Raw genomic sequence first — 12440 nt, forward strand, 5'->3', positions numbered from 1 at the left:
GAACCCGATGACAGTGACCACCCATTCCATCGTGGAAAGGTCAGCGGCGCATATGCCGGCGAATGCGGAAGGCACCGGCGTGCAGGCTGGCCCGGCGACGCTGCTGAGCGTGCGTGACCTGACCATCTCGTTTCAGACCGATCACGGCGACGTGCCGGTGACCCGCAACATCGGCTTGACCCTGGCGCCGGGCGAACGCCTTGGCGTCGTTGGCGAGAGCGGCTGCGGCAAGAGCGTCACCGGCCTGTCCCTGATGCGCCTGCTGCCGCCTTCCACCGCGCGGATCTCGGGCGAGGTGCTGCTGGAAGGCCGCAACTTGCTGGCCCTGCCGGAGCGGGAGATGCGCCGGGTCCGCGGCCGGAGTATCGCGATGATCTTTCAGGAGCCGATGAGCGCATTGGACCCGGTCTTCACCATTGGCCACCAGATTGCCGAAGCCTATCTCAGTCATTTCAAGGCCGGCCGCGCAGAAGCCCGCGAACGCGCGATCGCAGCGCTCGATCAGGTCGGCATTGCGCTGCCCGCCCGCCGCCACGATGAATATCCGCACCAGCTTTCCGGCGGGATGCGGCAGCGGGTGATGATCGCGATGGCGCTGATCTGCCAGCCCAAACTGCTGATCGCCGACGAGCCGACCACCGCGCTCGACGTGACCGTGCAGGCCCAGATCCTGAAGCTGCTGCGCGATGTCAGCGAGCAGACTGGTACCGCGCTGCTGTTCATAACCCATGACCTCGGCGTGGTTGCCGAAACCTGCACCCGCATGCTGACCATGTATGCCGGCGAAGTGGTGGAGAACGCGCCGGTGGACGATGTGCTGTTGCGGCCGCGTCATCCGTACACCTCCGGCCTGCTGCGCTCGCTGCCGCGGCTGTCGGAGCGCCGCGCCGCGCTGCCGTCCATACCCGGACGCGTGCCGTCGCCGGACGCGATGCCGCCGGGTTGCCGATTCGCGCCGCGCTGCCCGCATGCGCTGCCAGCCTGCGAGGCGCCGCAGGCATTGCAGCCACTGGCCGCGCCGGCGCACGCGGTACGCTGCTGCCGCGCCGCGAACCTGGTCTTGCCGGGAGCGGTCAGTTGACCGCCCCGGTGAACGGCGCATCGACGCCGCTGCTGCAGGTATGCGACCTGCGCATCGAATTCCCGGTGGGCCGCCATGAAACGCTGAAGGCGGTCGATGGCATGAGCTTCGATGTGCAGGCCGGCGAGACCTTCGGCATCATCGGCGAGTCGGGCTCGGGCAAGACCACGCTGGGCCGCGCGCTGGTGTCGCTGCTGCAGCCCAGCGGCGGCAGCGTACTGTACAACGGCGTCGATCCGCGTACCCTGTCCGGCGATGCGTTCCGTCGCCACCGGCGCGACTATCAGATCATCTTCCAGGACCCGAATGCGGCGCTCAACCCGCGCATGACCATGCTCGCCAGCGTCATGGAGCCGCTGGAAATCAGCGGCAGCCGCGACAAAGCGGCCAACCGCCGGCAGGCGCTGGAGGCGTTGGCGCGAGTGGGCCTGCCGCCGGAAATCGGCAGCCGCTACCCGCACCAGCTTTCGGGCGGCCAGAAGCAGCGGGTCAACATCGCCCGCGTGCTGACCGTGCGGCCACGCATGATTGTCTGCGATGAAGTGGTCGCCGCACTCGACGTGTCGATCCGCGGCGATGTGCTGAACCTGTTTGCCGAACTGCAGCGCGAATTCGGCCTGACCTATGTGTTCATCACCCATGACCTGTCCGTGGTCTCGCATATCAGCGACCGCGTCGGCGTCGCCTATCTCGGCCGCTTCATGGAACTGGGGCCGGCCACGGCCATTTCGGAAAAGCCGCTGCATCCTTATACCGAAGCGCTGCTGTCATCCGAGCCGATACCGCTGCCGTCAGCCATGCGCACCAACCGCCAGATCGTGCTCCAGGGCGAGATACCCAGCCCCATCGCGCCCCCGTCGGGATGCCGTTTCCGGACCCGCTGCCGCTATGCGCAGGCCCGCTGCGCGGAGGAGGCGCCGGCGTGGCGCGAATTGAACCCGTCGCACTGGGTTGCCTGTCACTTCGCCAGCGCCGACGGGCCGCCGCGCCAGCCGGGTCCGGAAGAACGCGCCAGGGAAACCGCATCGCTGTAAGCCGTATTGCTGTTAGTCCCACTGATAACGATGACAAGGAGACCATTTTGACACACGCAACAGATCCAACCGGGCCAACCGGGCCGCAAGCCGCCGCGCTTTCCCCGCTGACGTTAAGCAGGCGTGATCTGCTGCTGGCGGCCCTGAGCGGCGCTGCGCTGGCGGCGCTGCCGGGCGGCCTGGCGCTGGCGCAGGGCGCGCCGCGCAAGGGTGGCGTCATCAGGATCGTCGCCCCGGCCAATCCGTCCAGCCTCGACCCTGCAACCGGCGGCGCCGGCTCCGATCATTCCAGCCTGTGGCCCATCTATGACACGCTGATGGAATGGGAGAACGACACGCTGAAGGTCATTCCCGGCATGGCCGAATGGACGACGCCGGACCCGCAGACGCTGCTGTTGAAACTGCGCAGTGACAAGATCAAGTTCCACGACGGCACGCCCATGGATGCGGAAGCCGTCAAGTTCAACCTCGACCGCAACCGCTCCGATGCCCGCTCCAACCTCAAGGCCGACCTCTCCAGCATCGCATCGGTCGAGGTCGCCAGCCCGACCGAAGTGCGGATCAAGCTGAACCAGCCCGACGCCGCGCTGCCGGCCATTCTGACCGACCGCGCCGGGATGATGATCTCGCCCAAGGCGGTGAAGGAGTTCGGCAACGAGAGCGACCGCAAGCCGGTCGGCGCCGGCCCGTGGAAATTCGTCAGCTGGGCCGACAACGACAAGATCTTACTGACCCGCAACGAGACCTACTGGAAGCCGAACAAGCCCTATACCGACGGCGTCGAGATCCTGATCATTCCGGATCAGGCGACCGGGCTGCGCTCGGTCACTTCAGGCCAGAACCACATGATCTACAACCTGTCGTCGCGTTACAAGCCGCTGGTGGACAAGGCCAAGAACCTGACGCTGGCGACCTCGCCGACCCTCTACTGCTTCCAGATCTATTTCAATTACAGCCGCGCGCCCCTGAACAACGTCAAGGTCCGGCAGGCAATCAACCTTGCCATCGACCGTCCGGCCTTTCTGCGAGCCACACTGGGCGGCATGGGTGAACCGGCCTACATGCTGATGCCGGCATCGCACTGGGCCTATGACAAGCAGGTGGCGACGCTGTATCCCTACGACCCGGCCCGCGCAAAGAAACTGCTGGCCGAGGCGGGAATGCCAAACGGGCTGGAAATCACGATGGGCAGCTACAACGACCAGGACTCGGTGCGGCGCGCCGAAGTCATCATGGAAATGCTGGGCAAGGCGGGCATACGGGTAAAGCTGACCAATGGCTCCATTGCGGAAATCTCTGGCCAGTTCTTCGGCACCGAGAAGAAGTTCGACTCGCTGCTCTCGGCCTGGACCGGCCGACCCGACCCCAGCATGACCTACTCGCTCGGCTTCGCCAAGGGCGCGTACTACAACGCCGGCCGCAGCGAGGCGTCGCCTGAGCTGACCGCGCTGCTGCAGGAAAGCCGGACCAGGGAAGACCTGGAGTTTCGCAAGCAGGTGTTTTCCAAGATACAGCGCATCGTGATGGAGCAGGCCCTAGTGGCGCCGCTGGCCTTCCGCGCCGAACTGGTGGCCTCGACCCAGCAGGTCAAGGGCTTCAAGCCCAACCTGCTGGGCAAGCCCAAGTTCGACGACGTCTGGCTGGCAAGCTGAGGGCGAGGGCACGCCATGGCCATCCGTAGCCGCAAGTGGGACTTTGTCTGGCGCAGGCTGCTGCAGACCATACCGGTGGTCGTGTTCGCCACCTTCGTGGTGTTCGCGCTGCTCAAGCTGGTGCCGGGCGACATTGCGCTGACGCTGGCCGGCGACAATGCCACCGAGCAGCGCATCGCGGAAATCCGCCAGCTGTACGGGCTGGACCGGCCCTTCCTGGTCCAGTACGGCAGCTGGCTGTGGAAAGCGGTCCACGGCAACCTCTCGGTATCGCTGCTGTCCGGCGAGCCGGTGCTGGACGCCATCCTGCGCAGCCTGCCCAACACCTTGCTGATCGTCGCCATCGCGCTGCTGCTGGCGGTGCTGGTCGGCATACCGCTCGGCGTCATTGCTGCCAGCCGTCCCGGCTCGCTGCTGGACCGCGCGCTGATGACCCTGACCTCGCTGGGCGTGGCCATTCCCAACTTCTGGCTGGCGATGATCCTGGTGTCGATGCTGGCGCTGGAGCGCAACTGGTTTCCCGCGACCGGCTCGGTGCCGCTGTCGGACAACCCGTTGGAAGCGCTGCGCCACGCGGTGCTGCCCGGACTTGCGCTCGCTGCCGGCGGCATTGCCGAGGTGGCGCGCCAGTTGCGCAGTTCGCTGGCCGAGCTGCTGTCGTCGCAGCAGGTGCGCACGCTGCACGCGAAAGGCGTGGCGCCGTCTGTCATCCTCTGGAAGCATGGGCTGAAGAATGTCAGCGTCAATCTGCTGACCGTGATTGCGCTGCTGGCCAACCGCCTGCTTGCCGCCACTGTCGTGGTTGAAGCGGTGTTCGCCATACCCGGCATGGGCAGCCTGATCGTCCATGGCGCGGTGCATCGCGATTTCCCGGTGGTGCAGGGCGTGGTCTTCACCATGGTGCTGATCGTCATCGTCATTAATTTCACGGCCGACGCGCTGTACCGCGTGGTCGACCCGAGGGTCTCGTCATGAGCGCGGTCATCAACGAGCTGGAACCCGCGGTGGCCGCTCCCCGGCGGCGTCTGCGCTGGCGGCTCAATACGGGCGCAACCATCAGCCTGCTATTCCTGTGCCTAGTGGCGCTGCTGTCGGTGGCCGCGCCGCTGATCGCGCCGTATTCGCCGACGGCACAGGATCTCACCAACACGCTTGCCGAGTCCTCGTCCGCGCACTGGCTGGGCACCGACGACCTGGGTCGCGATGTGCTCAGCCGGCTAATCCATGGCGCGGCGGCTTCGCTGTGGTCCAGCTTCCTGGCGGTCGGCGTCGCCGTAGTGCTGGGCGTGCCGGTCGGCCTGCTCGCGGGATTTCTCGGCGGCTGGGTCGACGAGGTCATCAGCCGCGGCATCGACACGCTCCTATCGTTTCCGGCCATCGTGCTCGCCATCGCCGTGACCGGCGCGCTGGGCATCGGCCTGATCAACGGCATGATCGCGGTCGGCATTGTGTTTGCGCCGCAGCTGGCTCGCCTGGTGCGGGCGCGCACCCTGGTCGTGCGCCAGGAACTGTATGTCGATGCGGTACGCTGCTTTGGCGCCAGCACCGGCCGCATCCTGTGGCGGCATGTGCTGCCCAATACCGTCCAGCCCGTGATCGTGCAGGTGACGCTGTTGCTGGCCGGCGCGCTGCTGGCGGAGGCCTCGCTGAGCTTTCTCGGCCTGGGCATACAGCCGCCGCTGGCGAGCTGGGGCGCGATGCTGGCGCGGGCTTACCAGAACATGGAGTTCGCGCCCAGCCAGATGTATCCGCCGGGGCTGGCCATCCTCTGCACCGCGCTGGCCTTCAATGCGCTGGGTGAATCGCTGCGGGTCGCGCTCGACCCGACCATGAAACACCGCTAGCAGGCCGGCTGGCGCATGCCGGCCGGCCTGGAATGAACTGATCTGGCTTACGGAGCTTGTCCATGTTGCCGTTCGAAGGAATCCGGGTTGTCGAAGTGGGTACGGGCACTGCGCTGTCGTTCTGCGGCAAGCTGTTTTCCGACTTCGGGGCGCAGGTCGTCAAGGTCGAGCCGCCCGGCGGCGACCCGGCGCGGCGCGAGGAGCCGCTGGTCGACATCGGTGGCCGCATGGAAAGCGCCTACTTCGGCTGGCTCAATACCAACAAGCAGAGCCTGATTGCTGACCTGGATGAGGAGGCCGACCGCGCCCGCCTGCGCGAACTCATCGCCGGCAGCGACGTGCTGCTGGATGCCCGCGCGCTGCAGCAGCCGCCGGCGCCGGCATTCGCGCTGCAAGGCGAGGGCGGCGGCGCGGTCCAGGTCGAGATCGTCTTCAACTGGTTCGGTTCGGAGGGGCCGTACAGCGGCTTTGCCGGCACCGACGCGGTCTGCCGCGCGCTGGCCGGCGTGATCCACAGCGCCGGGCCCGTCGAGGGGCCGCCGCTGGTGCCGCACGACAGCCAGTCCGGCATTGCGGCCGGCCTGGCCGCGTACAGCATTGCCGCCGCGGCCCTGTACGGCCGCGGGCAGGGCCGCCGGCGCTACGAACTGAATGTGCATGAAGCGCTGCTGCACCTGGTGGAGATCGATATCGGCCTGGCGATGGAAGGACGCAGCCGGCCGCGTGCCGGCATCAACCGCTTCGGCAGCCAGCACCCGGCCGCGATCTATCCCACCAGCGATGGCTGGCTGGGCATCTTTACGGTGACCGCGGCCCAGTGGCACGGCCTGTGCAAGGTGCTGGGGCGGCCCGAGCTGGCGCAGGATCCCCGCTTTCTCGACGGCGGCGAGCGCCTGACCCGCGCTGACGAACTCGACGCCATCATGACGCCCATCCTGGCGACCCGCAGCGCGGCGGAATGGTTTGCTCTGTGCGCCGCGGAACGGCTGCCGGTGGTCATCGTCCCCGACATGGCGCAGCTCCTGTCGCAGCAAGTGCACCGCGAGCGCGGCGCCTTCGTTCCGATCAGCCTGGGCGAGGCATGCTTCGAAGGCCCCATCCTGCCCCAGCGCATGGACGAGGCCGGGCCCTTGCCCGGCGGCCGCGCGCCGCTGGCCGGCGAGCATGCTGCCCGCAGCCCGGGCCTGAAAGCCAGCTCCGTCGATGCGGCCGAAGCCCTTCCCGGCACGCTGCCGCTGCAGGGCGTGCGCATCGTCGACCTGACCATGGGCTGGGCCGGGCCGTTCGCCACTCGCCACCTGGCCGACCTCGGCGCCGAAGTGATCAAGGTGGAAAGCACAGGCTACCCGGACTGGTGGCGCGGCGTCAGCTACAGCGATGCCTTCTACAAGGAACGGCTGTACGAAAAGTCGGCCTACTTCAACCTGATGAACCGCAACAAGCTCGACGTAACGCTGGACCTGACCAGCGCCGAAGGCCGCCGGCTGTTCAAGGAACTGGTGGCCGGCGCGCATGCGGTCATCGACAACTACTCGGCTGAAGTGCTGCCCAAGCTGGGCCTGGACTACCCGGCGCTGGCGGCGGTCAACCCCGGTATCGTCATGGTGTCCATGCCTGCCTTCGGCACCGACAATGCGTGGAGCAATACCCGGGCCTACGGCGGGACGCTGGAACAGGCGTCCGGCCTGCCCATGGTGTCGGGTTTCCCGGACTGGCCGCCGACCATGACGTCTTACGCCTACGGCGACCCGATCGGCGGCTATAACGCCGCGGCCGCCCTGATGCTGGGGTTGACGGAGCAGCAGCGCAGCGGCCGCGGCCGCTTCATCGACCTGTCGCAGGTCGAAGGCATGCTGTCGCTGGTCGCGCCTTCCATCATCGAGCAGTCGGTATGCGGCCAGGTCGGGCCGCGCATCGGCAACCGGCATCCGGTGCATGCGCCGCATGGCTGCTTCCGCTGCCGCGGCGACGATGCATGGATCGTGATCTCCGTGGCTACCGATGCGCAGTGGCAGTACCTGTGCAGCGCGATCGGCCGCACCGACCTGGCGCGGGATGTCGGCCTGTCCGATGTCGGCGGACGGCGCGGGCGGCAGGACGAGGTCGAGGCGGCCATCGGCGAATGGACCGCCGGCCGGGAAGCCGATGCGGCCATGGCGCAGTTGCAGGCGCACGGGGTGCCCGCCGGCGCGGTGCGGCCGATACCGGCGCTGCTGAACGACCCGCACCTGGTCGGGCGCGGCTTTTGGCGCACCGTGGAGCGCCCGTTCGTCGGGCATTACATCGCCGGCAGCACTTTTTATCGCGAGCACGGCAAGTCCGCTCCGCTACGCGGGGCTGCGCCGACGCTGGGTGAGCATAACGGCAAGGTACTGGGCGAGGTACTGGGCCTGGCCCCGGAACGCCTGGAAGCGCTGGCCGGGCGCGGCGTAATCGGCACCGCAGCGGTGCCGAAGCCGGCATCGCGCCAGGCAAAGGCAGGCAACGGAAAAGGATAGCAACATGTATCGGAAAGTCGTCGTCGCCAACCGCGGCGCCGTAGCGGCGCGGGTCATCGCGGCCCTGCGCAAGCTGGGCATTGCCAGCGTGGCAGTCTATTCGGAAGCGGATCGCAACCTGGCTTACCTCGCGATGGCGGATGAATGCCATGCGATAGGGTCGGCAGCGCCTGCCGCCAGTTATCTGAACCAGGATGCGCTGCTGGACGTGGTGCGCCGCAGCGGCGCTGACGGTGTCCATCCCGGTTACGGCTTCCTCTCCGAGAACGCGGGCTTTGCGGCACGCGTGATCGACGCCGGCGTCGGCTTCATCGGTCCCAGCACCAGGTGGCTGGAAGCGATGGGGCACAAGACCCGGGCACGCGCGCTGATGGCCGCGCACGGCATGCCGATGGGCGCGAGCAGCGGCATCCTGTCCGGAAGCTGGGAGGAAGGGCTGGCGGCGGCGCGCGCGGTGGGTTTCCCGGTGCTGGTCAAGCCCGCGACCGGCGGCGGCGGCATCGGCATGCTGCCTGCCCACGGTGAAGAGGAGCTGGCGGCGGCGCTGGAGCGCGCCGCATCGCTGGCCAGGCGCAGCTTCGGCAACGCCGAACTCTACCTGGAGCGGCTCATGCAGAGGCCGCGCCATATCGAATTCCAGGTGCTGGCCGACCGCCATGGCGCGGTGCGCCACCTATTCGAGCGCGACTGCTCGGTGCAGCGCCGGCACCAGAAAGTGATCGAGGAATCGCCGGCGCCTAACATCGACCGGGGTGCGATCATGGAGACCGCCGGGCGCATCACCGGCATCCTCGCGGCGCTAGGCTACGACAACATCGGCACGGTAGAAACGCTGTATGACCCGGCGGCAGGATTCTCCTTCCTGGAGATGAACACCCGGCTGCAGGTCGAACATGCGGTAACGGAGGAAGTGACCGGTGTCGACCTGGTGCAGGCGCAGATCAGGCTGGCTGCCGGCGAGCGGCTGGACCAGGTGCTGCCGGCCGGCCTTGCGCCCCAAGGCCATGCGATCGAGGTGCGGGTATATGCGGAGGACCCGAAACGCTTCCTGCCATCGCCCGGCCCGCTGCGGGTATTCCGGCCGCCGCAGGGCGAGGGCATACGCGTCGAGACCGGCTATGCCGAGGGCAACACGGTCACGCCGTTCTACGACCCGATGCTGGCCAAGGTCATCACGCGCGGCGCGACCCGGCGGCAGGCGATTGCACGGATGCGCGAGGCGCTCGGGATGTTCGTCATCGAAGGCGTGAAGACCAACCTCGCCTTTGCACGCCAAGTGCTGGACGACGAGGCATTCCTTGCCGGCGCCATCCATACCGGCCTGACTGCCGACGTGCTGGCCCGGCGCTAGCCGCGCCGCATTCTTTGAATCACCCCGATAACAAGACAGGAGCAAGCGCATGGCGACGTTGAATATCGAATCGGAAGTCACTGGCACCATCTGGAAAGTGGAGGTGAAAGCGGGGCAGCTGGTGTCGGCGGACGACACCCTGCTGATCGTGGAGTCGATGAAGATGGAAATTCCCGTCACCGCGCCCGCCGACGGCAGGGTTGCAGAGGTAAAGGTCATCGAAGGCGATGCCGTCACCGAGCAGCAGGTGCTGGTGATCCTGGACACGGCCGCCTGAAAGCGTGGCCCAAGCCCGGCAGCAGCCGGCAATGCACAATGAACGAAGGAGGAACGCGATGAGCTGGCAGCCGGAACTCGATGAACTGAACAGGCGCAAGGCCCTTGCCCACGAAATGGGCGGCCCGGAAAAGGTGGACAAGCACCGCTCTCACGGCAAGCTGCCGATCCGGGACCGGATTGCCGCGCTGCTCGACCCGGGCACCTTTCGCGAGGTCGGCACGCTGGCCGGCAAGGCCGAGTACGAAGACGGTGAGCTCAAGAGCTTCATGTCGGCCAACTTCCTGTATGGCACCGGCCGCATCGACCAGCGCAAGGTGGTGGTCGGCGGCGATGACTTCACCATACGCGGCGGCGCCGCCGATGCCGGCATCCGCGGCAAGCAGATCCATGCCGAGCAGATGGCCAACAGCCTGCAGCTGCCGATGGTGCGCCTGGTCGACGGCACCGGCGGCGGCGGCAGCGTGAAAATGCTGGAACGCTTTGGCTACACCTATGTGCCGGCGAACCCGGCCTGGAACTACGTGGTCGACAACATGAGCGTGGTGCCGGTCGTCGCTGCCTGCATGGGCTCGGTGGCCGGCCTGGGCGCGGCGCGGGTGGTGACCTCGCACTTTTCCATCCTGGTCGAACCGACCGCACAGCTGTTCACCGCCGGCCCGCCTGTCGTCAAGTTCGCCACCGGCGAAGTGCTGAGCAAGGAAGAGCTCGGCGGCGCCCAGATCCACCGCAAGAGCGGCGTGGTCGATGTCGTGGTGCCGAGCGAGGAAGAGGCATTCCGGCAGATACGCGGCTTTCTTTCCTACCTGCCGCCCAGCGTGCACCAGCTGCCGCCGGTGCAGCCTTGCAGCGACCCGGTCGACCGCCGCGATGAAAAGCTGCTCAGCGCCGTGCCGCGCAACCGCCGCCAGCCGGTGCGGATACGGCCGGTGCTGGCAGCGATCTTCGATGCCGGCTCGGTATTCGAGCTGGCCCGCTACGGCGGGCCGGTCGTGACTGCGCTGGCGAGGCTGGACGGCCATCCGGTCGGCATCATCGCCTCCGACCCGTACGTGGGCGGCGGCGTCCTGACGGTCGAGGGCTCGGACGCGATGATCCGCCTGGTTGACCTGTGCCAGACCTTCCATCTGCCGGTCGTGGTCATGACCGACCAGCCCGGCATTGCCGTCGGCACCCAGGCCGAAAAGCGCGGCACCATCCGCTACGCCGCCCGAGCCGTCGCCGCGGTCTACCAGGCCAGCGTTCCAACCGCCGAGATTATCATCCGCAAATGCTTCGGCGTAGGTGGCGCCGGCATGACCAACCGCCACGCCTTTGTGCAGCGCTATGCATGGCCGTCGGGTGACTGGGGCTCGTTGCCGGTCGAAGGCGGGCTGGAGGCAGCCTACCGGAGCGAGCTGGAAGCGAGTGACGACAGGGAAGGGTTGCTCGAGGATATACGCGGCCGGCTGGAGGCGGTAAGGTCGCCTTTCCGAACCGCGGAGAATTTCGGCGTCGAGGAAATCATCGACCCGCGTGATACCAGGCCGCTGCTGTGCGATTGGGTGCGGGATGCCTACGCGTTATTGCCAGCGCAATTAGGAAGGCCGTCGCACGGGACGCGGCCGTAGCGTTGGCAGTCAGCAAGCCAGCGCCCGCAGTCGCGAAGACGACTTTGGCGGCACGGTGCCGCCGAAGCTATGCCAGCAGCGATCTCCCGATGTGGACAATGCGCGCATCCAACCGGGCCGGATCATTCCAATGCCCGCGCAGCGTATCAATCCCGAGCTGCCTCCGATGTGCTGGACGGCGTAATTTGCGCAACAAGGCCGCCAGGTATTGTTTCTCCTGCACGTGCATCGCGGGAGCCTTCCGGTTCGTGAATGCGCTGCTTCATCAGCGTCCAGTGAAGCGCGGCGCCCGTTTTTCCACGAAGTGGGCAACGCCTTCCCTGAAGTCTTCGGACTGGAACGAAGCCTGCATGGCCTCGTCCGCCACCTGCCAGGCCTGCCCCAGATCCTGGAACAGCCCGTCGTACACCTGCCGCTTGATCACGCCCATCGAACGCGGCGAGGAAAGGTTGGCGAGATCGGCTGCAGCGCGCTGCACCGCTTCGGCAAAACCCTGCGCCGGCAACAGTTTCACCAGGCCGATTTGAGCCGCCTCGCTCGCGTCCACCAGACGCGCCGAATAAAGCAGGTCGAGCGCATGCATGGTGCCGATCAGCCTTGGCAGCATCCATGAAATGCCATGCTCGGCGATCAGCCCGCGCCGGGCGAATGCGGTCGTCAGCTTCGCGCCCTCGGCCATGTAGCGGATGTCGCAGAAAAGCGCCAGGCACAGGCCGATTCCCGCGACCGGCCCGTTGATGGCGGCGACGATGGGCTTGGGTATGCGCAGCATGGCGCTGAAGCGCTGCCGGAAATTCGCCTCCATGCCGGCAGCCGCCTGCATCGCCGGAGATTCGGCGTCAGGCGGCCGGGGGACGGTTCCTTGGCTGATGCCCTGGATAAGCTTCATGTCGGCTCCGGCGCAGAAGCCGCGCCCGGCACCGGTGATGACGATGACGCGCACGTCGTCGTCGGCGCCCGCCCGCGCCAGGGCACTGCGCACCTCTTCTTCCATGGTCCGGGTCCAGGCGTTCAGACTGGCCGGCCGGTTCAGGGTCAGCGTGGCGACATGCTCATGCGTTGCGTACAGCAGTTCGGTGTAATCCATGGTCTTC

10 protein-coding genes are annotated in these 12440 nt (G+C 67.1%); 9 read left to right on the top strand and 1 reads right to left on the bottom strand.

Annotated features, from left to right (window positions below):
* Positions 1-7: 7 nt before the first annotated feature.
* The 9 genes from IGW04_RS20290 to IGW04_RS20330 all read left to right on the top strand — a co-directional run bounded on the left by IGW04_RS20290 (position 8) and on the right by IGW04_RS20330 (position 11346).
* Positions 8-1081, top strand: coding sequence for an ABC transporter ATP-binding protein (locus tag IGW04_RS20290; protein WP_228527258.1), 1074 nt, complete (start codon positions 8-10; stop codon positions 1079-1081).
* A complete protein-coding gene (locus tag IGW04_RS20295; RefSeq protein WP_228527259.1) occupies positions 1078-2115 on the top strand; it encodes an ABC transporter ATP-binding protein in 1038 nt (345 codons plus the stop codon). The genes IGW04_RS20290 and IGW04_RS20295 overlap by 4 nt, the downstream gene beginning before the upstream one ends.
* Before the next feature lie 47 nt (positions 2116-2162).
* Positions 2163-3767 (top strand): ABC transporter substrate-binding protein, encoded by a 1605-nt coding sequence (locus IGW04_RS20300; protein WP_228527261.1) that lies wholly within the window; start codon positions 2163-2165, stop codon positions 3765-3767.
* A gap of 15 nt (positions 3768-3782) precedes the next feature.
* A complete protein-coding gene (locus IGW04_RS20305) occupies positions 3783-4742 on the top strand; it encodes an ABC transporter permease (protein ID WP_194714919.1) in 960 nt (319 codons plus the stop codon).
* The gene (locus tag IGW04_RS20310) at positions 4739-5611 is read left to right on the top strand and encodes an ABC transporter permease (RefSeq protein WP_194714920.1); all 873 of its coding nucleotides are present in this window, start codon (positions 4739-4741) and stop codon (positions 5609-5611) included. The genes IGW04_RS20305 and IGW04_RS20310 overlap by 4 nt, the downstream gene beginning before the upstream one ends.
* A 62-nt stretch (positions 5612-5673) precedes the next feature.
* Positions 5674-8109, top strand: a complete 2436-nt coding sequence (locus IGW04_RS20315) for a CaiB/BaiF CoA-transferase family protein (RefSeq protein ID WP_194714921.1) — start codon at positions 5674-5676, stop codon at positions 8107-8109.
* A 4-nt stretch (positions 8110-8113) separates the two neighbouring features.
* Positions 8114-9460 (top strand): acetyl-CoA carboxylase biotin carboxylase subunit, encoded by a 1347-nt coding sequence (locus tag IGW04_RS20320; protein WP_194714922.1) that lies wholly within the window; start codon positions 8114-8116, stop codon positions 9458-9460.
* 49 nt (positions 9461-9509) lie between these two features.
* Positions 9510-9737: an acetyl-CoA carboxylase biotin carboxyl carrier protein subunit gene (locus IGW04_RS20325; RefSeq protein ID WP_194714923.1), complete on the top strand. Its 228-nt coding sequence runs from the start codon at positions 9510-9512 to the stop codon at positions 9735-9737.
* 58 nt (positions 9738-9795) lie between these two features.
* Positions 9796-11346: an acyl-CoA carboxylase subunit beta gene (locus IGW04_RS20330; RefSeq protein WP_194714924.1), complete on the top strand. Its 1551-nt coding sequence runs from the start codon at positions 9796-9798 to the stop codon at positions 11344-11346.
* Positions 11347-11611: 265 nt separating this feature from the next.
* Here IGW04_RS20330 and IGW04_RS20335 read toward each other — a convergent pair whose 3' ends face one another.
* Positions 11612-12433 (bottom strand): enoyl-CoA hydratase, encoded by an 822-nt coding sequence (locus IGW04_RS20335; protein WP_194714925.1) that lies wholly within the window; start codon positions 12431-12433, stop codon positions 11612-11614.
* Positions 12434-12440: the final 7 nt, after the last annotated feature.

Origin of the sequence: Noviherbaspirillum soli (assembly GCF_015352955.1) — a bacterium.
Taxonomy (GTDB): domain Bacteria; phylum Pseudomonadota; class Gammaproteobacteria; order Burkholderiales; family Burkholderiaceae_D; genus Noviherbaspirillum_A; species Noviherbaspirillum_A soli.